The sequence below is a fragment of the Ureibacillus suwonensis genome (assembly GCF_042655065.1).
Taxonomy (GTDB): Bacteria; Bacillota; Bacilli; order Bacillales_A; family Planococcaceae; genus Ureibacillus; species Ureibacillus suwonensis.
In genome coordinates, this window is record NZ_JBHSNQ010000044.1 from 1 (window position 1) to 24353 (window position 24353).

25 protein-coding genes and 1 pseudogene are annotated in these 24353 nt (G+C 42.0%); 15 read left to right on the forward strand and 11 right to left on the reverse strand.

Annotated elements, in window-relative coordinates; translation table 11 throughout:
- Positions 1–210 precede the first annotated feature (210 nt).
- Together ACFPOH_RS04180 and ACFPOH_RS04185 are read left to right on the forward strand one after the other, a co-directional pair.
- Positions 211–1419, forward strand: a complete 1209-nt coding sequence (locus ACFPOH_RS04180) for a dicarboxylate/amino acid:cation symporter (RefSeq protein WP_390308896.1) — start codon at positions 211–213, stop codon at positions 1417–1419.
- 208 nt (positions 1420–1627) lie between these two features.
- A complete protein-coding gene (locus ACFPOH_RS04185; RefSeq protein ID WP_390308897.1) occupies positions 1628–2509 on the forward strand; it encodes a S66 peptidase family protein in 882 nt (293 codons plus the stop codon).
- Between the two features lie 671 nt (positions 2510–3180).
- Here the strand turns inward: ACFPOH_RS04185 and ACFPOH_RS04190 are convergent.
- On the reverse strand, positions 3181–3696 hold the full coding sequence (locus tag ACFPOH_RS04190; RefSeq protein WP_390308898.1) for a DIP1984 family protein: 516 nt from the start codon (positions 3694–3696) through the stop codon (positions 3181–3183).
- Between the two features lie 10 nt (positions 3697–3706).
- The gene (locus ACFPOH_RS04195) at positions 3707–4396 is read right to left on the reverse strand and encodes a B3/B4 domain-containing protein (protein WP_390308899.1); all 690 of its coding nucleotides are present in this window, start codon (positions 4394–4396) and stop codon (positions 3707–3709) included.
- A 117-nt stretch (positions 4397–4513) separates the two neighbouring features.
- Between ACFPOH_RS04195 and queG the strand changes: the two genes are divergently transcribed.
- Positions 4514–5650 (forward strand): tRNA epoxyqueuosine(34) reductase QueG, encoded by a 1137-nt coding sequence (gene queG, locus ACFPOH_RS04200; protein WP_390308900.1) that lies wholly within the window; start codon positions 4514–4516, stop codon positions 5648–5650.
- A gap of 43 nt (positions 5651–5693) precedes the next feature.
- A complete protein-coding gene (gene trmL / locus ACFPOH_RS04205) occupies positions 5694–6167 on the forward strand; it encodes a tRNA (uridine(34)/cytosine(34)/5-carboxymethylaminomethyluridine(34)-2'-O)-methyltransferase TrmL (RefSeq protein ID WP_342581793.1) in 474 nt (157 codons plus the stop codon).
- A 97-nt stretch (positions 6168–6264) separates the two neighbouring features.
- Here the strand turns inward: trmL and ACFPOH_RS04210 are convergent, their stop codons facing one another.
- The 3 genes from ACFPOH_RS04210 to ACFPOH_RS04220 form a co-directional block, all read right to left on the reverse strand.
- The gene (locus ACFPOH_RS04210) at positions 6265–6570 is read right to left on the reverse strand and encodes an MbeD/MobD family mobilization/exclusion family protein (protein WP_390308910.1); all 306 of its coding nucleotides are present in this window, start codon (positions 6568–6570) and stop codon (positions 6265–6267) included.
- Between the two features lie 35 nt (positions 6571–6605).
- Positions 6606–7250, reverse strand: coding sequence for a hypothetical protein (locus tag ACFPOH_RS04215; protein WP_390308901.1), 645 nt, complete (start codon positions 7248–7250; stop codon positions 6606–6608).
- 123 nt (positions 7251–7373) lie between these two features.
- The gene (locus ACFPOH_RS04220; RefSeq protein ID WP_390308902.1) at positions 7374–8258 is read right to left on the reverse strand and encodes a VOC family protein; all 885 of its coding nucleotides are present in this window, start codon (positions 8256–8258) and stop codon (positions 7374–7376) included.
- A 360-nt stretch (positions 8259–8618) separates the two neighbouring features.
- Between ACFPOH_RS04220 and ACFPOH_RS04225 the strand changes: the two genes are divergently transcribed.
- Positions 8619–8813, forward strand: a complete 195-nt coding sequence (locus tag ACFPOH_RS04225) for a hypothetical protein (RefSeq protein WP_342468643.1) — start codon at positions 8619–8621, stop codon at positions 8811–8813.
- Positions 8814–8869: 56 nt separating this feature from the next.
- Here the strand turns inward: ACFPOH_RS04225 and ACFPOH_RS04230 are convergent, their stop codons facing one another.
- On the reverse strand, positions 8870–10480 hold the full coding sequence (locus tag ACFPOH_RS04230; RefSeq protein ID WP_390308903.1) for a long-chain fatty acid--CoA ligase: 1611 nt from the start codon (positions 10478–10480) through the stop codon (positions 8870–8872).
- Between the two features lie 252 nt (positions 10481–10732).
- On the opposite strand from ACFPOH_RS04230, the gene ACFPOH_RS04235 reads away from it, so the two are divergent.
- Positions 10733–11560, forward strand: coding sequence for an aldo/keto reductase (locus ACFPOH_RS04235; RefSeq protein WP_390308904.1), 828 nt, complete (start codon positions 10733–10735; stop codon positions 11558–11560).
- Positions 11561–11779: 219 nt separating this feature from the next.
- Entirely contained in the window at positions 11780–11929 is a 150-nt protein-coding gene (locus ACFPOH_RS04240) for a hypothetical protein (protein ID WP_342468646.1), read from the forward strand.
- A 47-nt stretch (positions 11930–11976) separates the two neighbouring features.
- Here the strand turns inward: ACFPOH_RS04240 and ACFPOH_RS04245 are convergent, their stop codons facing one another.
- Genes ACFPOH_RS04245 through ACFPOH_RS04255 form a run of 3 tightly spaced genes read right to left on the reverse strand, consistent with a single transcriptional unit; the run spans position 11977 to position 13791 of the window.
- Positions 11977–12840, reverse strand: coding sequence for an RluA family pseudouridine synthase (locus ACFPOH_RS04245; RefSeq protein ID WP_342581790.1), 864 nt, complete (start codon positions 12838–12840; stop codon positions 11977–11979).
- A gap of 54 nt (positions 12841–12894) precedes the next feature.
- Positions 12895–13365: a thioredoxin family protein gene (locus ACFPOH_RS04250; RefSeq protein WP_342468648.1), complete on the reverse strand. Its 471-nt coding sequence runs from the start codon at positions 13363–13365 to the stop codon at positions 12895–12897.
- The gene (locus tag ACFPOH_RS04255) at positions 13366–13791 is read right to left on the reverse strand and encodes a disulfide oxidoreductase (protein ID WP_342468649.1); all 426 of its coding nucleotides are present in this window, start codon (positions 13789–13791) and stop codon (positions 13366–13368) included.
- Between the two features lie 186 nt (positions 13792–13977).
- Between ACFPOH_RS04255 and ACFPOH_RS04260 the strand changes: the two genes are divergently transcribed.
- Complete coding sequence (locus ACFPOH_RS04260) at positions 13978–15093, forward strand: GAF domain-containing sensor histidine kinase (protein ID WP_390308905.1); 1116 nt, start codon at positions 13978–13980, stop codon at positions 15091–15093.
- Positions 15094–15105: 12 nt separating this feature from the next.
- Positions 15106–15759: a response regulator transcription factor gene (locus tag ACFPOH_RS04265; protein WP_342581789.1), complete on the forward strand. Its 654-nt coding sequence runs from the start codon at positions 15106–15108 to the stop codon at positions 15757–15759.
- A gap of 225 nt (positions 15760–15984) precedes the next feature.
- Here ACFPOH_RS04265 and ACFPOH_RS04270 read toward each other — a convergent pair whose 3' ends face one another.
- Both ACFPOH_RS04270 and ACFPOH_RS04275 read right to left on the reverse strand, forming a co-directional pair.
- Entirely contained in the window at positions 15985–16869 is an 885-nt protein-coding gene (locus ACFPOH_RS04270) for a cation diffusion facilitator family transporter (protein ID WP_342581788.1), read from the reverse strand.
- Between the two features lie 78 nt (positions 16870–16947).
- Positions 16948–18297, reverse strand: coding sequence for a hemolysin family protein (locus tag ACFPOH_RS04275; protein WP_342468654.1), 1350 nt, complete (start codon positions 18295–18297; stop codon positions 16948–16950).
- 356 nt (positions 18298–18653) lie between these two features.
- Between ACFPOH_RS04275 and ACFPOH_RS04280 the strand changes: the two genes are divergently transcribed.
- From ACFPOH_RS04280 to tnpB, 6 genes and pseudogenes are all read left to right on the forward strand, one after another.
- The gene (locus ACFPOH_RS04280) at positions 18654–19796 is read left to right on the forward strand and encodes a DUF445 family protein (protein WP_390308906.1); all 1143 of its coding nucleotides are present in this window, start codon (positions 18654–18656) and stop codon (positions 19794–19796) included.
- 19 nt (positions 19797–19815) lie between these two features.
- Positions 19816–20160 carry a YlbF family regulator gene (locus tag ACFPOH_RS04285; RefSeq protein WP_342468656.1) on the forward strand — a complete coding sequence of 115 codons (345 nt, stop codon included), beginning with the start codon at positions 19816–19818 and terminating at the stop codon, positions 20158–20160.
- 140 nt (positions 20161–20300) lie between these two features.
- Entirely contained in the window at positions 20301–21815 is a 1515-nt protein-coding gene (locus ACFPOH_RS04290; protein WP_390308907.1) for a coproporphyrinogen III oxidase, read from the forward strand.
- Between the two features lie 964 nt (positions 21816–22779).
- Positions 22780–23495: pseudogene (locus ACFPOH_RS04295) on the forward strand (dihydropteridine reductase).
- Positions 23496–23811: 316 nt separating this feature from the next.
- On the forward strand, positions 23812–24048 hold the full coding sequence (gene tnpA, locus ACFPOH_RS04300) for an IS66 family insertion sequence element accessory protein TnpA (protein ID WP_390308908.1): 237 nt from the start codon (positions 23812–23814) through the stop codon (positions 24046–24048).
- Between the two features lie 80 nt (positions 24049–24128).
- Positions 24129–24353, forward strand: a 225-nt coding sequence (tnpB, locus tag ACFPOH_RS04305) for an IS66 family insertion sequence element accessory protein TnpB (protein ID WP_390308909.1), incomplete at its 3' end; no start/stop codon positions are given.

A 24353-nucleotide genomic window follows, 5' to 3' on the forward strand; every position in this document is an offset into this window, starting at 1 on the left:
TACTTGATATATTCAAGCAAATAGGTTAATAATTGAGGTAACAACTTGTCACTTCCTTTATTAGGGATTTTTGAGTGTGTGGTTACCTCATAAATACCCTAATTTTAAGGGGGTGGCAAGTTTTTTTATATAAAACTAGTTATATCAACAAAAACGTAAGTTTTATTAAGTAATTTTTGACAATACGAAACAACTTGAAGGAGGGGAAAAATGAAAAAGATCGGTCTGCTTACCCAAATCCTGATTGCCTTTGTTCTTGCCATTATTGCCGGCGTGATTGTGGGTCCCGGTATTGAAGTGGTCAAACCGCTGGGGGATTTATTTTTAAGGCTCATTAAATTTATCATTGTTCCGCTGGTGCTCGCATCGCTTGTTGTCGGTGTTGCGGGAACAGGGGATGTAAGACGCATCGGCAGAATGGGCGGCATTACGATTGTTTATTATTTGATCACCACTGCGATTGCGGTATTGATCGGTTTGATTTTGGCAAACCTTTTCAAACCGGGTTCAGGGCTCGATTTGAAACTATCGGAAGAAGCGGCTGAACCTGCGGAAGTGCCTGGCATTATTGATACGTTATTGAATATCATCCCTACGAATCCGATCCAATCCTTGGTTGAAGCCAATATGCTCCAAATCATCTTTTTCGCCCTTTTCCTCGGAATTGCCATTGCCATTGTCGGAGACCGGGCAAAACCTGTATACCACTTTTTCGATGGCCTTGCAGAAATCATGTATAAAATCACTCACATCATTATGAAAGTGGCTCCAATCGGTATTTTCGGATTGATTGCACCGGTCGTCGGACAATATGGCGCTTCAGTCCTGCTCCCACTCATCAAATTGATTCTCGTCGTATATGCGGGATGCATCCTTCATGCCCTGATTGTTTATTCAAGTTCCGTGAAATTTTTGGCCAACTTTAGCCCTGTAAAGTTTTTCAAAGGGATTTTGCCGGCCAGTCTGGTTGCTTTCAGTACTTCAAGCAGTTCCGCCACATTGCCGATTACGATCCAAAATACAGAAGAACATTTGGGCGTATCCAAGAAAGTGAGCAGTTTTGTTTTGCCGCTGGGGGCTACAATCAATATGGACGGAACTGCGCTGTACCAAGGGGTATGTGTGGTGTTCATTGCACAGTTCTTGGGAGTCGATCTTTCATTTACGCAGCAATTGATGATCATATTGGTAGCCACTCTCGCATCGATTGGCACTGCGGGTGTTCCAGGGGCTGGACTGATTATGCTCACCATGGTGATTACAGCGGTCGGATTGCCGCTTGAAGCATTGGCCCTTGTTGCAGGGGTTGACCGGATTTTGGATATGATCCGTACATCCCTTAATGTTACTGGGGATGCCTCCGCTGCAGTGGTCGTTCAGTCATTCGAAGATAAGCACGGTGCAAAAACATCAGGTTGATGGAAGATAATAAGCAACCCGGATTGATGTTTGATCCAGGGTTGCTTTCTTGATTTCATGAATGGCAGCTGTGCCTTTCGCAACATGCATTCAAAGACCATCATATTGTTTTTTATGGGGGCAGCGGATAATGGGATGGTTTTCTGGAGCAATGTTTGAAATCATTTGTTAATATAATTTTAGTATCATGACAACTAGGAGGAAACCCATGAAAATCAGACCGAAGCATTTAAATGAAGGAGACACTGTCGGAGTGATCGCCTTAAGCAATCCGTTTGATATGAAAATTCTTGAAAGCCAATTAAAGATATTCACCGACATGGGATTGCGATATAAATTGGGACAAACGATCGGACGCCAAGGAGGTTATTTGGCTGGAAGCGATGAAGAGCGGGTGCGGGATTTTCATCAAATGATTGAAGATCCGGAAGTAAAAGCGATATTCTGTGTTTCGGATGGGTACGGTGCTGCAAGAATCGCCGACAAAATCGACTATCCGCTCCTTGAGGAACATCCGAAAATTTTTTGGGGATTTTCTGATATCACTTTTTTACATATAGCCATCCAACAATATGCCGATGTGGTGACTTTTCACGGCCCTTCCCTTACAACAATAGCGGATGACCGTTCGAAAAAAATGTTGTTCCAATTGTTTGCACCGTATGAAATTTATTATGATGAAAGTCTGTCCCAACTGGAAGGGATTGTGCCAGGCGCGGTCCGGGCGGAAATCATCGGAGGAAACTTGAGCAGAATCGTCGATACCCTGGGCACCAAATTTGAAATTGATGTGCGCGGGAAAATTTTGCTTTTGGAAGAAGACCGATTGGGGATAGAGGAACTGGACCGCATGCTGAATCAGTTGAGACTCGCCGGAAAATTGAAAGAGGCAAGCGGCTTTGCCATTGGAAGTTTTGGTGACGGGGACATGTTACCTTTATTCAAAGAATATTTATGGCCATATAAAAAACCGGCAGTTGCCGGATTCCATATCGGGCATTCAACGCCGAACATCGGCATTCCGCTCGGGGTCGAGGCCATATTGGACGCCGATGAAAAGGTGCTGCGTCTGCTGCCGGGAGTGGAGTAAGTAGGAGATGGGTCTTTAATAGTTAGAGGTGATAACATGGACTGGATGAAAGTACTTTCTTTGGTTTGTATTGCATTGGGATTCATCATCGGAATATATGGTTTGAAGAAAAGATCCATTTTGACGGTCATATCGGGCATTTCATTTCTATTGATTCCGATTTTCTTTTCCTTTGGTTTTTATGGATTTATTTTATTCTTCCCACCATTGGTATTTATTTTTTCAAATAATCATTCAAAAAAACAATGAGTTATAAAGCCCGTATCGAATAAAGTTCTTCAGCAATCAAAAACAATATGAAGAATACCAGTATAGCGAATATTTCTCTTTTCTTTGTTTATGATGGCCTTCTCCAATGAAGAAATCCAAATAATTCCTATTTTTGTCGGAATTGCATTGGCTATACGCCCATTGGATGAACATGGGGAGGGGAAAAAAGAAGCAGGCTGTTTAGAAAGGGAACTTCCTAAACAGCCTGTTCTTATATAACGGCTGTACACAAAAAATTCAACTGTACGTATCTTGTTTTGAACCCTTTGCGTTAGTTGGTCATGGGTTAAAGGTGAAAAAGTGACAGGTCAACGGTAATTGGTTTACCAACTATGCATTGATCAAAGTGACAGCCGTTATACCCCGGGGAGGACTCTCACCGCCCCGGGGTAAATTCCATATTAGAAATATTTGGAGTCATCAAATTCGATTCGAACTTCATAGTTTTTGGCGTTGATCAAATTGGATAGACGGTGCGCATCTTTTTCAAGCTGTATGGCTTTCTCCCGGTATTCACGGGGGTCATACATCGCCACTTCGTAAAGAACCTTTCCTTCGCCAGTGGTCGTGTAAATTTTCTCTTTTTCGGAATTTCCCAGATCTTTATATAAACTTGCTTCTGCTCTCAGCTGTTTTGCCAGTTCAATAGCCTCCACAATCGGCATGGTTTCCCCTTTAAATTCAATGGTATGGTCAATGTTTGCCCGATAAATCAATTTGTCCAACGTGCGTACATCTTTTCTTACTTGCGCCAATTCCGCTTCGATTTCAGATACGGTTCTGCCGGATTGTTTCGGTGTTTCTCCTTTTTCGACAACGACGTGGGCATTATTATGGATTTCGTACACCAATTCCTGAATTTTTCTCGTTAAAATGCTTTTTAATTTGATGCCCTCGGCTAATGGGATGGTTTTCATTAGTTTCACCTCAAATCGTTATACTTGGACTTTCTGCAGTCAACACGGCCGTTGTAAATTCCCCGCCCGCCACTTGGGTAAACATTTTACCGCAGGCTGTGAGAAGTTCCTGGCAATCTTTTTCCTCCAAAGAAGGCCGTAAGTAAAAAATGTGCAATGCTTCTGTCGTTTCTTCTGTAACGCTTGTACGGACCGAATCCACAAAAGGGCTTCCGAAAGCGCCATGATTATCCTTGCTGAATAAAATATGATTTAATTTGTTGTACCGGCCGTTTAAACCTTCATAGCCGGTTTCTTCATCCCCTAATGAAATTTCAACGTCCCCTTCAATGTGTTGTACATCGTAAATGCCAATGGGAATTTCATATTGCAAAGAAAAGAAATTGTTCAAGTCTACCGCTAAATGGACAGGAGATAAATAGTTTTGCTTTGCCACTCTGCGCATCAGACTTTCAGCGGAATGGCGGTAACGGTTTGGATCTGCGCCAAGGGCTTTCCAAACAGTTCTCCATTCTTTGATGCCGGGGCGCTCTGTGACAGGGGTTTCTTGCAGCTCAAAATATAAGTTCTCTTGAAACAATTGGAACCGGCCTTTTATCATTTGAGGCGATGGTGAAACGACAATTTTGGTATAATGGATAATGCCGATTTTCAGATTCGGAATTTTAGAAAAGAGTCCTTGATTCACAGTAAGCTTCAACAACATTCACCTGCCAACAATTTATAACCTTATTGTACCATAAATGTTTGAGGAAAGTAGTCGGATGTGTAATGGAGGGAGGGCAAAATTGCGGCTTTTCCGGGCGGCAGTAACGAGATGAACATTGAACAGTTAAAAAGTGATTTAATAGAATATGCGAAATCCATCGGGGTGGATAAAATCGGCTTTACCACTGCATCTCCTTTTGAGGAAATGAAAAATCGGTTGATAAGGCAGCAGGCATTGAATTACCAGTCCGGTTTTGAAGAACGGGATGTTGAGAAGCGGACGGATCCAAAAAAGCTGTTGCCGGAAGGGGAAAGCATTATTGCCATTGCCCTCGCTTATCCATCCAAAATGAAAAATCCGCCGGCAGGGAAAAAAGGGGAACGGAGAGGCATCTTCGCCAGAGCTTCATGGGGATTGGATTATCATGTGGCGGTAAAAGAACGGCTCGATTTGATGGAACAATGGCTGCGGGAAAGAGTGCCGGATGTCTCCGTGAAATCGATGGTGGATACGGGGGAATTGGTTGACCGGGCAGTTGCGGAACGGGCAGGGATTGGTTGGAGCGGGAAAAACTGCTCAATCATCACGCCGGAGTTCGGTTCATATGTCTACTTGGGCGAAATGATTACCAATATTCCTTTTCCGCCGGATGCACCGATTGAAAATGAATGCGGTGATTGCCGGTTGTGCCTGGATATTTGCCCGACTGGCGCATTGGTGGAGGCAGGACGGTTAAATTCAAAGCGATGCATCGCCTTTCTTACGCAGACGAAAGATTATTTGCCGGATGAATTTCGCAGAGAAATCGGAAACCGGGTTTACGGCTGCGACACGTGCCAAACGGTTTGTCCAAAAAATAAAGGAAAGGCGAATTGGATTCATGAAGAATTTATGCCGGTTCCTGAATTGGCAAAGCCGCTTCTTGTGCCGCTATTGAACCTTTCGAATAAAGAGTTCAAAAGGAAATTCGGCACGATGGCGGGCTCTTGGCGCGGGAAAAAGCCGATCCAGCGCAATGCCATTCTCGCCCTTGCCCATTTTAAGGAACAATCGGCGGTTCCGGAATTGATTGAATTGTTGAAGAATGATGAACGGCCGGTGATTCGCGGAACTTCCGCATGGGCTCTTGGCGTCATTGGAGGGGAGCAGGCGAAAGAAGCATTGCTTGAAGCCCTTCAGCAGGAAAAGGATGAAGAGGTGCTCCGTGAAATCGGAAAGGGACTGGAATTATTGGGACGAGGCTAGTCCCTATGATTTAGTGAAGTATAATAGAAGGAAGTGTCTAGTTTTGCCACTACATATCGTATTATATCAACCAGAAATTCCAGCAAATACCGGAAACATTGCACGCACTTGTGCCGCAACGAACACAACGTTGCATTTAATTCGGCCGCTTGGTTTTTCGACGGATGATAAAATGTTGAAACGGGCAGGGTTGGATTATTGGAAGCATGTGAATATCGTGTATCACGATTCCTTGGAAGATTTTCTTGAATATATGAAAGATGGAGAACTTTATTTGATTGAAACTTATAGCGATCGCCCTTATTCCGATTTTGATTTCAGCGACAAAGAGAAGGATATTTATTTCATGTTCGGAAAAGAAACGACCGGATTGCCAAAAGATTTTGCATATGAACACATCGACCGGGTGCTTCGAATTCCGCAAACGGATAAAGTGCGTTCCCTTAATTTATCGAATTCCGCGGCTATTATTATTTATGAAGCGCTGCGTCAACAAAATTTCCCGGGAATGGAATGAAAAATGGCGAAAAGGGAGAACTGATGATTTTCCCATTTCGCTTTTTCTATGATGGGGTGTTTATTTTGCGGGGGTGTTGACTTGAGCGTATGTAGTGTCAGCTTGCCTGGAGTGGTAACTTGTACGGATGGGGTGTGATCTTGCTCGGATAGAGTGGGACTTGTGCGGATGGGGTGTTGACTTGCTCGGATAGAGTGGTGACTTGTACGGATAGAGTGGTGACTTGTGCGGATGGGGTGTGATCTTGCTCGGATAGAGAGTCAACTTGCTCGGATAAGGAGTTAGCTTGCTCGGATAGAGTGGTCACTTGCTCGGATAAGGAGTTAGCTTGCTCGGATAGAGTGGTCACTTGCTCGGATAAGGTGTGCCCTTGCTCAGATAAGGCTTCAACTTGCGCGTATATGCATCAAATAGTGGATATGGTGACTCCTTTAGTGCTCATAGGATATCATTTGGAGCGGAAGCAACTCCCTTTAGTGCATATAGAGCAATAATTGGAGCGGATGGTGCCACTTTTAGTGCGTATAGAGCAACAATTGGAGAGGATGGTGCCACTTTTAGTGCGTATAGAGCAATAATTGGAGCGGATGGTGCCACTATTAGTGCGTATAGAGCAATAATTGGAGCGGATGGTGCCACTATTAGTGCGTATAGAGCAACAATTGGAGCGGATGGTGCCACTATTAGTGCGTATAGAGCAACAATTGGAGCGGATGGTGCCACTTTTAGTGCGTATAGAGCAATAATTGGAGCGGATACCTCCTCCTTTAGTGCGTATAGAGCAACAATTGGAGCGGATGGTGCCACTTTTAGTGCGTATAGAGCAATAATTGGAGCGGATGGTGCCACTTTTAGTGCGTATAGAGCAATAATTGGAGCGGATACAGCTCCCTTTAGTGCATATAGAGCAACATTAGGAGCGAATACAACACCCTTTAGTGCGAATAGAACAACATTAGGAGCAGATGCCCTCTCCTTTAGTGCATATAGAGCAATAATTGGAGCGGAAGCAACTCCCTTTCGTGCATTTAGAGCAACATTAGGAGCGGATGCCCCCAACTTTCGTGCGTATAGTGCAACCATTACCTTCTTTGCACATCCCACCTTAATTAATGTGAACCCCCTGCAAATATCTCTCCAAAAAAACTCCATCCTTCATAAAAAAAGTTCTATTCCTACGAATAGAACCCCATAAACATAATCCATTTATTCCCCATCCAATGTAAAAACAATTCGAATGCCGGAAGGATCAACAGTGGAAAAAGCCTGGCTTCCACCAAATTTCGGAGCCTCTTCAAATATCTCCACTACATGCCCCAGCTCTTTCAAATTCTTTTTCACTAACTCTGCTTTTTCCTCATTATCCATCACCAATGTATAGGACTTCAATCCAACACTGTTTTCCGGAGCAGGGGAGCCTCCCGAGCTTTCCCAAGTATTCAAACCGATATGATGATGATATTTTCCGGTTGAGATGAAAAGTGCCCGGCTTCCGTATCTTGTCACCACTTCAAACCCTAAAGCCTTCGTATAAAATGCTTCCGTTTTCCGCAAATCAGCGACGGATAAATGAATATGTCCCATCACCGTTCCTTCAGGCAATCCATTCCAAGTGCCATCTGCTTTTGCTAGAAGAGAACGGAAATTCACCGGTTCCGTCGTCATATAAACCGTATTCCCATTCCAAATCCATTCCTCTTCCGGCCGGTCCGCATACACTTCAATGCCGTTTCCATCCGGATCGTACAAATAAATCGCTTCACTTACATGGTGGTCGCCTGCACCAATCGGAACATTCAGTTCGGAAATATGCTGGATGAAATTCCCTAAATCTTTCCGGGTAGGAAGCAGAATCGCAAAGTGGTAAAGGCCGGTTTGCCCCCTTTGCAAAGGCAATGCATCCTTCACTTCTTCGATGGATAAAATGCTCGTTTTTCCATCCGTTGTAAAGGCGGCCGTATGATCCGTCTGCTCCAAAACTTGAAATCCGATGACATTTTTATAATACTCCACGGAACGCTCCAAATTGGACACTTTTATTTGAACATGAGAAACATACGTGTTCGGTTTTTTATGAAAATGTGTTGTCATTTCCTATCTCCTTCAGTTAATTATTTTCACAAACTTACTTTATGTAACTAAGTTTATTTTGATAAGCTGAAAATGTCAAGAAAATAAAAAGGCAATCCCGATTAATCAGGATTGCCTTTTTATGATAGCTCTAATAAGTAAGAGATTATTCTTCTTTATAATCTCCTTCACGGCCTGCTGTTAAAATCGCTGTGATAAATGATAGACATACAATAAGAATTAAAACAGTACCCATGGAAGTATACCTCCTAAGTAATTGATATCTCTAATTTAGTATAGCTGAATTAAATTAAGTTTACTATATCATTTTTTTTAACGTTTTGTTCACAATATCTAGTATCAACATAAGGAGGGATCATTGTGGAAAATCGGAATGAAATGCCTGAAAGCGGACATATGACAAATAATATGGAAGACTGCATCTGGTTGGGAAAACAGATGGATCGATTGAGGGACGGGGAGCAGCTGGAGGAGGATAATCGCATTCCGGATCCGATCCAATCGGATGTGGTCGACCATCCAAATAAAGATGAAAGATTGAAAAGGAGAAACTGAAAAAATTCAGAGGATGTCCACAAAGCATCGACTTTATGAACATCCTCTTCAATCCTTTACGCTTGCACTTTATAATCTTTTAATTCTTCGCGCAGTTTCGCTTTCAGGAATTTGCCGACTGAAGTTTTCGGAATTTCTTTTAAGAAGACCACATCATCCGGAATCCACCATTTTGCAAATTGGCCGCGCAAGTAATCAAGCAGTTCTTCTTTGGTCGCCTGTTTTCCTTCTTTTAAAACGACACATGCCAGTGGACGTTCCTGCCATTTTTCATGAGGAATGGCGATCACCGCCGCTTCCAACACCGCTTCATGGGTCATGAGGGCATTTTCCAAATCGACGGAAGATATCCATTCGCCGCCGCTCTTGATCAAATCTTTCGTACGGTCCGTAATTTTGATATAGCCTTCCGGTGTCACAACCGCGATGTCTCCTGTATAGAGCCAACCGTCGCGGAACGCTTCTTTTGTTCGTTCATCTTTGTAATATTCATGGGCAATCCAAGGACCACGAATGCGAAGTTCTCCCATCGTTTTTCCATCCCAAGGAACAACACCTTCATCATTGACAACTTCCGTATCAAGCAACGGAACAGTGAGCCCTTGCGTTGCGCGTATATCCAATTTTTGCTCCCTTGTCCAATCTTCCATTGCGGAAGTATAGTGGGAAAGGGATACAATCGGTGATGTTTCCGTCATACCGTAGCCGACGATGAACGGAACATTATATTTGTCTTCAAAGGCTTGAATGAGCCCTTTTGGTGAAGCGGAACCGCCGGAAACTATGCCTCTTAAAGAAGAAAGATCCCGAGGGTTTTTCTCCTGCTCCTGGAGAACGCCGAGCCAAATCGTTGGCACCCCTGCAGTCAATGTCACTTTTTCCTGTTCGATCAAATCAAGCAGTAAACTTGGGGTAAAATGTGGACCAGGCAAAACTTGTGTTGTACCGTAATTCACTGCGGCAAACGGCATTCCCCATGCATTCACATGGAACATTGGCACAACCGGCATGATGACATCTTTTTCACATATGCCCATGCTGTCCGCCAACCCGAGAATCAAACTATGAAGCACCAACCCGCGGTGCGTATACACAACCCCTTTTGGCATTCCGGTCGTTGCACTTGTATAACAAATGCCTGCCGGGGAATTTTCGTCTAAATTTTCAGGAAATTCAAATTCTTCCGCTTCCTCGATCAATTGCTCATACGAGTGCACATTAGGGAAAGAGGATTCAGGAACCGTTTTATCATCTTGCATGACGACAATATGTTTCACTGTCTTCAAATACGGAATGGCTTTCTCAAATAATGGGAACAGGTCGCCATCAACCAATAAAATTTCATCTTCGGCATGATTGATTACATAAATGATATGTTCCGGTGAAAGGCGGATGTTGATCATATGCAAGACGGCGCCAGCGCAAGGTACTGCAAAGTATGCTTCCAAATGACGGTGATGGTTCCATGCGAAAGAACCGACTTTCGTACCAGGTTTCATGCCCAGCTTTGTAAGAGCGCTTGCAAGTTTCCTCGTGCGTTTGACATATTCTTTGTAAGGAATACGGTGAATTGTGTCCGGGGCTGTACGGGAAATGATCAATTTCTCCGGATAGTAGCGCTCAGCCCGTTTTAAAAAACTTGTCAATAATAAAGGTGTGTCCATCATATAAACATACTCCCCCTTTGTTTGATCCCTCTCAATTTATATATTTTGAGAAAGAAGATTTTATAACTGAAATTTACTACTTATTACAGAATATTTTAACTTAAAAGAGAAAATATTGCTATTTTTTTACGACATTTTCTATGATAAAAGATTCATATACTAATTCTAATAATTTCGATTGAAACGATATGATTTATTTCTTGAAAATTTTCAGTTTATAATAGTGTTAATGAATGTTGAAGGAGTGATTTTATGGCAATACCGACAAAAACATTGGCCAATGGGGTTGAGATGCCTTATTTGGGGTTGGGTGTTTATAAAATGGAAGACCGGGAAGAAGCGTTGAATGCGATTTCTAAAGCGTTGGAGCTGGGGTATCGGGCGATTGATACTGCCGCACTCTACAACAATGAAAGGGAAGTGGGGGAAGCCATCCGTGAAAGTGGCATTCCGCGGGAGGAAATTTTCGTGACAACGAAAGTATGGAATAGCGATCAAGGTTATGATGAAACCCTCCGCGCCTTTGAAACATCTTTGAAAAAATTGGGGTTGGATTATGTGGATCTTTATTTGACCCACTGGCCGGTGGAGGACAAATTTGTGGATACTTTCCGTGCCATCGAGCGGCTGTATGAGGAAAAGTTGATCCGCGTGCCAGGGGTATCCAACCACCATCAGCATCATTTGGAAAAACTCTTTGCAAACGCGAATGTGAAGCCGATGGTGAATCAAGTGGAATGCCATCCATATTTGCAGCAGGATGAATTGAGAGCGTTTTGCGCAGAGCACAATATTGCGGTCACAGCATGGGCGCCGATTGGCAAAGGCCGCATTTTAAATGATGAAACGTTGGTGAAACTGGCGAAAAAACACGGAAAAACTCCTGCACAAATTGTGTTGCGCTGGCACTATCAAAACGATACAATCACCATTCCAAAATCCGTAACGCCAAGTCGCATTGCGGAAAACATGCAAATATTCGATTTTGAACTATCGGATGAAGAGATGGCGGAAATTAAAGCGATGAATAAAAATGAACGCTTTGGCCAAAACCCGGACAATTTCCATTTTGATTTTTAAGCAAATTTTCGGCATTCTTGAAAGCGGAAGTACATCACGATCATTTGGTGATGTACTTTTTATTTAAAGGTACTGAAATGAACGGGATGGGATTCATGAAAGGGAAATTATTTAAGGGGATATTTTTTGGTTTTCTGATTGCCGGCTTATTGATTTGGATGGCCGTATCTACTTATCAGATTTAGAAGTATAGCTAATGATGAGGATTCTTCCCTTGATTTGGAGACGATAGAGGAACATTATTCCGTCATGCTGGATTTGAGCGATCCGGAAAGCAATATAGGAAAAGTTTTATATGATGATGGGGATCATCAAATTTATGTTTCTGGGGTTATTGTGGACAATCCTCTTCAAGAAAAAAAGGGATAAGAATCAAGCCTGACCCAAAAGGACAAATTGGTCAGGCCCTTTTTATGTTATTGCAGGGAAACAGCAGCGCCTTCCTGATCTTTTACAAGGATTTTTTTATTTAAAAACGTATGCTCAAATTCCAATTGAATGGCGTGAAGCTTGTAATTGCCCGTTTTCGATTTCCGGGCTCCATATAAAGTGTCCCCCACAATCGGGTGGCCGATATGCGCCATGTGCACCCGGATTTGATGGGTGCGTCCCGTCTCCAACTGCAAATGAACAATCGTTGAATGTGCTTTTCTCTCGACTACCTTAAAGTGGGTTACTGCATGTTGCCCGGATTTGGAAACGATTCGGCGGGTCGGATGATGCCGGTCTCTTCCGATGGGGGCATTGATGGTGCCGCTTTTTTCTTTGATTACCCCTTGAACTTCCGCTTCATAAGTCCGGATGATGGATTTTTCCTCAATCATGCGGTCAAAAACGGATTTGGCAATCGGGTGTTTGGCCACAATTAAAAGCCCTTCCGTCCCCTGATCGAGCCGGTGGACATGCTCTCCATACACCAAGCCTTTCCCGTTCAAATAAGCCATGACATGATTCATGCAAGTATCTTTATCTTTTTCCTCATTCGGATGGGTGCTCATCCCTTTAGGTTTGGAAACAATCAAAATATGTTCGTCTTCGTACCGGATATTTACATTGCATTCCTTGGCCGGCGGATAATCCGATTGAGGAACATCCAATGAAAAATGGAGAATGGTCCCTTTGGCTAAAGGTTCGTTCCATTTCACCGATTCTCCGCCCGCATTTTTCACCGCTTTCGCCATCCTTAGTTCATGAACCAGTTTTTTGCCCAGCCGCCATTTTTCCCTCAACAGCGATTCTACCGTCAAACCATCTTGCGGAATTTCATATTGAAACTGCATTTCATTTCCTCCATAGAAAAATCGTGTCCGTTATGAACACGATTTCCAAATTCTTTATTTTAATACCACTTCTTTAAAGAATTGGCGAATGTTTTCATCAGGGTGTGCCCCCACCATACGGTTCACTTCTTTTCCATCTTTAAAGAAAATCAATGTCGGTGTTGCTTCCACATGATACTCGTCCCAACCTTCTTCATACTCCAAAATGTTTAGTTGGTCGATATGAACACCCATTTCCTCTGCAATCGGCATGAGCCGCGGCGTCATTTCTTTGCAGTGCGGACATTCAGGACTGAACAAGTAGGCAACAACCGGTTCACCTGATGCAATTTTTTCTCTTAAATCATCCGGTAAGATAATATTTTGATAATTTTCATCGTCCAATAAATCAATGGTGGATTGTCTCAAATTGTCCGTTCCGTATGGATTGTTTTCCAGCTTGCTTTTGTTTGATAAATTTGTCAAGACAATGATAATTCCGAATAAAATGACAACAACGGCAGCAATAATTCCTAGTTTTTTCAACTATTGATCCTCCTTCATCACTTTCAACATATAAAAGCTGGTGATCGCAATTAAAATAAAGGCAACCAACGCCAAAAATGGGATGGTGATAAAGCCGAGCCAGTTAATATATTCCCCTGTACATGGAACTCTTCCGCATGCTGGTGCGCTTTCAGCCAAAAAGTCCAATTTTTGGATTCCATAATGGTAAAGGGAAATCGCTCCGCCAATACAAGAAAATACGGCTGTTGTCACAGCAATGCGCGCATTTTTTTGGATATATGCCACAAGGGTAATGAGCACAATCGGATACATGAGGATCCGTTGATACCAGCAAAGTTCACATGGTTCATAACCGCGAACTTCCGAAAAATATAAAGAACCCAGTGTTGCTACCAATGATACTAACCATAAAAATAGCAAACTATTCTCCAATTTTTTTTTCATTTCAACTCTCCTACTAGATTATTTTCCAGGCAGTTTAGATTATAAATTGTTTTGACTTCGAAGTAAAATGAAATCATTTCGAATTCAAGAAAAATGAATCTCATTCAAAAGTCTGAGGGTGCAACAAATGCGAGAGAAGTAAGGGAGTGATATGATTACATTACAAAGTATTTGTCGAGGTGTGCCATGGCAGTGAATGACCATTCCAATATCACATTGTTAAAAGAGATTGCAGAATTGCTGAATGAGGAAACGGAATTAATCCCGATGCTGAGGGGTGCGCTGAGAAAGCTTTTGAACGGGACAAATTTCAGCACCGGCTGGATTTTCTTCATTGATGAAAAAGGGAAGATTGATCTTGTTGTTCATGAAAATTTGCCGGAGGGTTTGTGCCATAATAACTGCCAATATTTGAAAAAGGGCGGTTGCTGGTGCGTATCCCGATTCCGGCGTGACCAATTGAAAAAAGCGTCAAATATCATTGAATGCCAACGAATTGAAAATGCGATTGAAGCGAAGGTGGGGGATACGGCGGGAATCACCCATCACGCAACAGTGCCATTGCAATCAGGGAATGAACGGTTCGGCATATTAAATGTGGCCACTCCCTACACCGTTGAATATACCGAAGAAGAGTTGGAACTGCTGGAATCGGTGGCATTCCAAATCGGATCTGCCATCAAACGCATCTACTTGACGAAACAAGAGCAGGAAATGGCTTTGGTCCGGGAGCGGAATCGTTTGGCCCGCGATTTGCACGATTCTGTGAACCAGCTGTTGTTTTCCGTCACATTGACGGCCCGTGCAGGAGTGGAGATGACGGAGGATGAAGATATAAAAGAAACATTTAAAGAAATCCAGAATTTGACCCAATCCGCCTTGACGGAAATGCGGGCGCTCATTTGGCAATTGAGGCCACAAGGTTTGGAAAGCGGTTTGATTGATGCCATCAAAGCTTACGCGGAAATGTTAAAAATCAAGTTGACCATCAATGTTTCGGGCGTGATTCAATTTCCTTCGAGGGTGGAAGAAACGCTTTTCCGCATTGCCCAGGAAGCTTTGAATAATATCCGGAAACATGCAGGGGTGCAGGAAGCGACCATTTATCTGACGGTGACCAAAACGGACATCTTGCTGGTGATCAAAGATGAAGGCAGAGGTTTTAAAATCGATCAGGATGCCAAAATCCCTTCGATGGGTCTCCAATCGATACGGGATCGGGCCACTGCGCTTGGCGGAACGGCTGAATGGGTATCAGAAATCGGCAAAGGAACGGAATTGTTTGTCCGGTTGCCTTATTGAGGAGGGAAGTAGATGATACGTGTATTAATTGCGGATGACCACCATGTGGTCCGCAGGGGATTGCAGTTTTTTTTAAAAACCCAAAAAGATATTGAAGTCGTGGGGGAAGCGAAAAACGGGGTGGAAGCGGTTCAGCTTGTGGAACAATTGAAACCGGATATCGTTTTGATGGATTTGGTCATGCCGGAGATGGACGGAATCGAAGCGACGAAAAAAATCAAAGCCAGATGGCCGGAAGTGCAAATATTGATGTTGACAAGCTTCTCCGATAAAGATCACGTCGTTCCGGCCATTGAAGCGGGAGCGGCGGGATATCAATTGAAGGATATTGAACCGGATGATTTGGTCAATTCCATCCGGCAAGTGATGCGCGGGGAAAGCATCATGCATCCGGTGGCGACGACGCAGCTGGAGGAAACGTTGAAGGAAGAAGAAAATTTGCCGCACATCAAAAATCCGTTGACGCCAAGGGAGAAAGATGTGCTGGCTGAACTGACGAAAGGCAAAAGCAACAGGGAAATCGCTTCTTCATTGTTCGTTACGGAAAAAACGGTGAAAACCCACATTTCAAATATATTTGCGAAGTTGGAAGTGCAAGACCGTACACAAGCAGCCCTCTATGCAGTCAAACACGGTTTGACGGAAGGAAGCGGAGAAGGGAAGTAGTTGATGAAATGGGCAAAACCAGGAACCGAATCGTTCTTGGTTTTGCTCTTTTTGAAAAGGAAACCTTATCCGTAAGCTGTACTGTACCAAAGGAGGAGGTATCCGCACCAATTGTTGAGGTAAATGCATCAAATAAGAAGGTAACTCATAAAAATTAACATGCCACAAATAAAAAAATGCCCAAAAACCGGTCATCATCGACTTTTGGACAACGCAAGCCTATCGTTAATCTTTCCCTGAATATTCTTCATGAGGTTCAATATGTACGAGAGCGGTGCAATTGATGTCAAACCTTTTGACCGTTGACTCAATCTTTTCTGTAATCCGGTGGCTTTCCCAGACATTCAAGTAAGGATTTACGGTCACAGTCACTTCAATGAATGTAACATTGCCATGTTTTCTCCCTTTGATATCCACCAATTCGATAACCCCATCAACGTTTTTGATCAATGCGGACAATGTTTCGATTTCTTCCGTATCAAAAGCGTCCGTCAGTGTTTGCACCGCTTCCCAAAAGATTTCGACGGCAGTTTTAATAATGATGATTCCAATGAATAACGCGGTGATGCTATCGATGATTGGAAAGCCGATAATGGCCGCAACAATCCCGATGGCTGTTCCAACGCTTACCAATGCGTCGGAACGGTTATCAAAAGCGGCCGCTTTCAACGCGGAACTGTTAATTTTTTTGGAAAGGGCCAGGTTATACCGGTATACGATATACATGACAAGCGCACAGCCTAAAGCGACATAGATCGTCAAAGTGGAAGGGGTTTCACGGACAGGGTCAAATATGTTCATGACTGAATTATAGATAACCTCTAATCCGACTCCCATCATAATGAATGAAGCGACCAATGAAGCAACCGTTTCCGCACGCAGATGGCCATATTGATGATTTTCATCGGGGGGACGCTGGGAAATTCTGAGACCAATCAGGACGGCGATGGATGAGATGATATCGGTTGAGTTGTTGAGTCCATCGGCTCTTAATGCTTCCGAAGCTCCCAAATAGCCGATGATGAGTTTTATTGCGCTGAGAAAGATGTATGTTCCAATGGAAAGCCAGGCGCCTTTTTCCCCTGCCCGTAAATTTGTATAAAGCTCCACTTTTTTTCCTCCCTGCAAAAGTTCCGAACATGACAAAACGACTTTCTTTTGCAAGAAAGTCGTTTTGATATCATCACGTTATTCGGCAATTGAATATAAATCTGTTTGTTGTTCTTCTGGCAATTTGATGACCTCAATGTATAAAATATGGTGACCATCCAATTCTTTGATTTTGAATTCGTAGCCATCATAAACAAAGCTGTCACCTTCAACGGCATCGTAGCGTTGAGTCCAGAACCAACCACCGATTGTATCAATATCTTCATCATCAATATGAATATTTAACATTTCATTGACGTCTTCAATTAGCATTTTTGCATCTATAATGTAATGGCCATCGCTGATTACTTGTACTTCAGGAATTTCATCTTCGTCGAATTCGTCTTGGATATCTCCGACGATTTCTTCGATGATGTCTTCGATGGTTACCAATCCGGAAGTACCTCCGTATTCATCCATTAAAATCGCCATGTGTATACGATCATGTTGCATTTTCAATAACAGGTCGCTGATTGGGACCGTTTCAATTACCCGAATGATTGGCTGCATATAATCCATAATGGGTTTGTCTGCATTTTTTGGATCTTTGATATATGCAGTTAATAGATGTTTCAAGTTCACTAATCCAAGCACGTGGTCTTTGTCGCCATCAATGACCGGATAGCGGGTGTATTGTTCCACTTCCATTACTTCGAATACTTCTTTTAAAGTTACGTCCTTTTCGATCGCTGTTATTTCTGTTCGCGGCACCATAATTTCTTTGGCTGTGCGGTCTGAGAATTCGAAAATACTGTTCATATATTCAAATTCCGAATATTTGATTTCACCGCTTTTGAAGCTGTCAGCCATGATCATACGAAGCTCTTCTTCCGTATGGGCCGAGTCGCTTTCATTGAAAGATTTCACGCCGAATAATCTTGCCAAACCTCGGGCAGACATATTTAACAAGTGGATGAATGGGTACATCACTTTATAAAATGTATACAGCGCTCCTGAAAAATTAAGTGTCACCCATTCGGCCTTTGTAATCGCTAACGTTTTTGGCGCCAACTCACCGGCAACCACATGGAGATACGTTACGATACTGAAGGCGATAATGAATGATACAAACTCGGTTATAGGTCCTGATACGCCAATCCATTGGAATAATGGATGCAATAACATTTGTACGGTAGGTTCCCCTAACCAACCTAAACCTAATGAAGTAATGGTAATCCCTAATTGACATGCCGACAAATATTCATCGAGGTTGTCGAGCAACTTTTTCGCCTTGATGGCTTTTTTGTCGCCTTCTTCAACCAATTGATCGATACGTGTTGCCCGAACTTTGACAATCGCAAATTCGGTGGCAACGAAAAATCCTGAAAGTAAAATTAATAAGACAAAAATTGCTAACTTTATGGTCAGCCCTACTATGTCTCCGTCCAAATACTTTCCTCTTTCAACGCCCGAATGAGGGGTGAAACGAGGAGTACACCTCCTACAAAAAAATTGATTTCAATAAAATAATAATAGCGTATTTTTGTTGAAAATACAAATTATCGTCTCTGAAATTTTCAGAAGATTGTGAGCGATACTATTTATTATATTTTATGCGATTTTCTGCGGAATTTTAAATCCTCTGATGAAAGAATAATTTATCCTTATTATGGACCGATGTTTGAAAGGGCCTGAATGAAACAATATTGAATAATGATCGTATTAAACAGTATGGGCTAATATTTTTGTCCAAAAGTGGCATCTGCTATAATGAGAAATCATAGTTTGAAGAAAAGAGGATTTTAATGGAAGCAGTATTAGTCATACTATTCATGGCAATTGTCGGCGCAATCATCGGGAGTGCGACAAATTTTCTGGCAATCAAAATGATTTTTAGACCTTATAAACCAATGTATATCGGAAAACGGAAGTTGCCCTTCACGCCCGGCTTGATTCCGAAACGCAGGGGGGAACTTGCAAGGCAAATCGGAATCACGGTCAACGATTATTTATTGACGCCGGATGTCATCAAAAACAAATTGTTCTCTCCGGAAATCCGGTTTGCGATTTTGCAGTTTGCCCAAACCAAAGCGGAAGAAGCGATTTTTTTAAACAACAAAACATTGAAGGACTGGCTGGAACTGGCAGGATTCAAAGATGTGCCTGAAAAAGTCGAAGGGCGAGTGGATGAATTTATTGAAAAACAATTTGTTGCATTAAAACAAACCTTGTCCACAAAACCGATCGAAGAAATCGTGCCGGAAGACATCATGAAAACGGTGGATAAAAAAGTTCCGGAATTGGTGGATACTTTGCTGCTTAAAGGGGAAGATTATATTTTATCTTCCAGCGGAGAAATTACCATTAAAAATTTATTGAATGATTTTCTCGCATCCAAAGGAACGCTCGGCGGCATTTTCCAAATGTTTCTCAGCGATTCATCTTCCGTTGTGGCAAAGATCCAGCATGAGCTTGTACGCATTCTCCGTTCATCGGAAACAAAACATTCAATTGTGAATATCATGAATGATGAATGGGAAAAAGTTAAAAAACGTCCTATCATGAATTACTTAAATGAGATACAATTAGAACCAATACTAATGAATATCCAATCCTACGCCAAAAAAGAATTGGCCATTGACGAGCGGTTGAATAAAACGATTCATTACTACTTCCCAAATGGACACGAATGGGTCAAGTATGAGATAATGCCTAAAGTTGTCGATAAAGCATTGGAAATCGCCGAATCCCACCTTGAAGATGTGCTGAAGCGATTAGATATAAAAGAAGTTGTCCGCGAACAGGTGGATTCTTTCCCAATCGAAAAATTGGAAGAGATTGTAGTGGGCATTGCAAGCCGCGAGTTGATGATGATCACCTTTTTAGGCGGATTTTTGGGTGGGTTGATTGGTATTATGCAAGGCTTGATTGTACAATTGTTAAATTAAAATGAATAGGAATGATAAAATGAGCAATTTTTTGGAAACAATCCAACAGGTAGAAGCTTCCATCAGTCAAACGGAAGAATTTCAACAATTAAAAGGGGCGGTTGAAGTCGTTCGTAATGACGATGAAGCAAGAACAATTTTCACACAGTTCCGTGATGCCCAATTAAAATTGCAACAAATGCAAATGCAAGGGGAAGAATTGCAAGAGGAAGAATTATTCTATTTGCAAAAAGTGTTCCAACTTGCGGAAGCAAATCCTAAAATTACAGCGTTATTTGAAGCTGAAATGGCATTAAGCCGCCTGATTGATGAATTGAATCGTTCTTTAATCAAACCGATCCAATCCATTTACGAAGGGCTATAAGAAAGAACAGAATGGACCGCACGGAAAGGTGTGGTCTTTTTTATTGCCATAAAAAAACAGAAGTGAATGGATGGTCAATCAGGACGTTCACTGATAAAATTAAGTTCATCTGAGAGACAACATTAAAGGAAGAGGTATGGATGAAAAAAATTTTGGTTCATGAACGTTTTAAGCAAGATTGGATTCAAGTATTGACGCATATCGCGAACCTATTTTTCGAAGATAGTAAACTCTATGAATCGATAGAGGATCCGGATCTATCCGTTCATTTTCAATATAAACAGGAAAATAATTGTTATTCCACGGCGTGCCAATTGGAAGTGGACGGAAAAACGTTTTACAGTACATATTCCAAGCAATATGACAATGATGGAAATGACCGGGAGCAAAACATCCGCATGAAGCGGGCGTTGTCCCATGTATTGTTGGACGTTTTGGAGCAATATACGGGAATCACGCAACAGTGGGGGATTCTAACCGGCGTTCGTCCAACGAAACTTTATCATAAATTGAGAAAACAAGGCCTTGCCCGTGATGACATTAATGAAGTGCTCAAAAAGGATTTCCGCGTATCCGACGAAAAAATTACTTTATTAAATTCCATAGTGGAGCGGCAACTCACAACCATTCCGGATTTGGATGAAATCGGGAAAGAAGTATCTGTTTACATCGGCGTTCCTTTCTGCCCGACAAAATGCGCCTATTGCACCTTCCCTGCCTATGCCATCGCACCGAACCGGAAGACGGGAAGGGTGGCTTCTTTCCTTGATGCATTGCACATCGAGATGCGGGAAATTGGAAAATGGCTGAAGGAACATGATATGAAAGTGACATCGATCTATTGGGGTGGCGGCACGCCGACTTCCATTGAAGCGGAGGAGATGGATGCCCTTTACCAAACGATGTATGAATCCTTTCCGAATCCGGAAAACATCCGGGAAATTACGGTGGAAGCGGGCCGTCCTGATACGATTACACCGGAGAAATTGGCCGTATTGAAAAAGTGGGGAATTGACCGCATTTCCGTCAATCCGCAAAGTTATACGGATGAAACGTTGAAAGCAATCGGCCGACATCATTCGGTGCGGGAGACCATCGATAAATTTTGGCTCGCCCGCAATTCAGGCATGAACAATATCAATATGGATTTGATCATCGGGTTGCCAAATGAAGGGATAGAAGAATTCCGGCATTCCTTGAATGAAACGGAGAAGCTGATGCCGGAATCCTTGACGGTACATACTTTATCCTTTAAACGGGCTTCCGAAATGACAAAAAATAAGGATAAGTACAAAGTGGCGGACCGGGCGACGGTGGCACGGATGATGGAGATGGCCCAGGAGTGGACCCGCGCAAACGGCTACCATCCGTATTATTTGTACCGGCAGAAAAATATTTTAGGGAATTTGGAGAATGTCGGCTATTCAAAGCCTGGCGAGGAAAGCATCTACAATATCGTCATTATGGAAGAAGTGCAAACGATTGTGGGAATCGGATGCGGCGCCGCCTCCAAATTCGTTAATCCGGAAACCGGAGCAATTACCCAATACTACAATCCAAAGGAACCTTTCCAATATATTGCTTCTTTTGAAGGGGCTATCGAGAAAAAAATTGAGATGTTGGATCAGTTGTATGGGGTGGAATTGAAAAAATAACAGTTTGGCGATTAAGTTAATCCCTTTGGCGATAATGCAATGGGGAGTGGCGATTAACTGCCTGCTACTTGCGATTATCGCTATAATCAAGGGATGAAATTTCACGATTGGCGAATATGTTCACAATTTTGGCGATTAAAATTCCGAATCCGGCGATAATAGTCAACATTTTGGCGAATATCATTTTCACGACAATAAAATAAAATGGCTGGCAGAAATACGTTTAGCCAGCCATTTTTCTTTGTGCGCCCGGCATGTACATGAACTATAGGGTGTAAGTCCCGAACCCCGAAGACAGAAGTAGAGGTTAGCCAAGAGCAAGGGTGTCCGTGGTGACGCGGAATCTGAAGGAAGCTGGAGGCAAAACACCGGTCCGAGGAACACGAACCTCATATAAGGCTAGGTATGATTGAGTGAGTTTGCAAAACAAAACAAAGCTCTTTCTGTCGAAGGTCATATCGAGTANATAAGTAGCTGAACCGTCAGAAGTCAGCAGAGGTCATCGTATTAGTTGGTTTAGAACGACTAAGAAGGACCGAACAATGAAGAGAGAATAGCCCTTGGCATTCAGTGAGTCATGATGAACACAGAAAACGCAGTACCTCACTTGAGGAAGGAAGCGGTAAATCCCGTGGGGGACCTCTTGGAGGGTGGAGTGACCACTGGCATAAAGAGAACAGCTATTCACGGAAGTTATAAAAACTTGCGTCAATGATCTTAATTGAACCGCCGTATACGGAACCGTACGTACGGTGGTGTGAGAGGACGGGAGTTAATCGCTCCCTCCTACTCGATTGATATGCACATCTTTATAAACGGAATTTACTACTATTTTTTTACAAAAAAAGCTGAATATATTCATAACTTATATAGTAAACATTTTCTATTGAAAGATTAATTGAGAATGATTTTCATTTATTGTATATTTAAAATAGCAAACATTTTATGAGTAAGGAGAATTTAAATGCAAATTCATTGGATAAAAATTAAAAAAATCGTTGATGAAACACCTGAGGTAAAAACCTACTTCCTTGAAATTCCTGAAGGATATTCTTGGGAAGAAGGGTCTCATCTTCACTTAGCTCTTGAAGGTTTTAATGTCGGAGAAAAGCCAAACAAAAGTCTAGTGCGTCATATGTCAATATCTACTTTGCCGAATGAAAATGCGATTGGTATTACAACACGTATTAGACAACAGTGCTCAGAGTTTAAAGCGATTTTAAGAAATCTACAAGTTGGAGATCAAGTGGCGATTTTTAAAACTCATTCCAATGTGCCGCTTAGACGGGAAAATAAAAACATTTACCTATTGTCATCAGGGGTAGGTTTAGCAACTTTCAGACCAATCGTGTTGAAATATTTTGAGCAACCAGAAAATGTTCCGCAAATTCATTCCTTGAACATTGACTCTTCAAAAAACTATTTATTTACTAATATTTTTAAAACAAATCATGATAAAAATTTCACCGCTCATTTTGTAGATAACCGTGAAGAATATTATGATAGAATAAAAAGCTTTCTACAGATAAAAATGGCCTATACTATGTTGTCGGCAGTGATGATTTCCTTAAACAAAACATTCAGTTGTTGTTAGAGGAAGGTATTAAACCGGAACAGATTATGCTCGACAAACCTCCACGTAGATTGCCTGATTTTTTACCAATTGAATTATCGAATTAAATCGACTAAACGACGGCTCTACAAGCAGATTCGTCGTTATTATTTTTGGGGAAAAATGTATTATTAGAAAAAATAAGATTAGGAAAATTTAGAACTTAGTAAAAATTGAAAATATAAAATTATAACTAAATAATTTTATTGTTTTGTCGAAATAATGAGTGAGATTAATTTGAATAGAGTGTGCTAATTTTGGAGGCTACTGTTTACTAACTGTGACCTTATTTAAATGTAAGCGCCAAATATCCCACACCTTCTAACCATTTTGATGTTTTGTGATAATTAGATCAACATCAAAAGTTAGGAGGTTTTTATTTTTATGTCCCCAGATGAACGAAAACAATTGTGGCAACAACGAATTGAATCTTATCGATCTAGTGGAGAGTCAAGTGTAAAAGCTTGGTGCAAACAAAATCAAGTAGGTCATCAAAGTATGTATAAATGGATGAAAAAACTAGAGTTAGAGACAACTGAAACTTCACGGACTTCCCCTCAATGGCTAACTATTGAAGTATCCCATCCGTTGGATGAAAAAAAACTCCCCGCTCATCGTTAACATTGGGGAATTTTCCATCGAAGTAAAAGAAGGTTTCAATCCACTCCTTTTCAACGAAGTGGTTCAGGTGCTGAAAACACATGTTAAGTAAAACATCCATTCAACATGTTTATTTAGGAGCGGGGGCAACGGATTTACGCAAGTCGATTGATGGATTAGCAGCCATTATTCAAATGAACTTTCAGTTAAATCCTTTCTCTTCTAATCTCTTTGTTTTCTGTAATCGGAAACGAGATAAATTGAAAATTCTCCATTGGGATCACAATGGGTTTTGGTTGTACTATCGTCGTTTAGAGAAAGGGGTC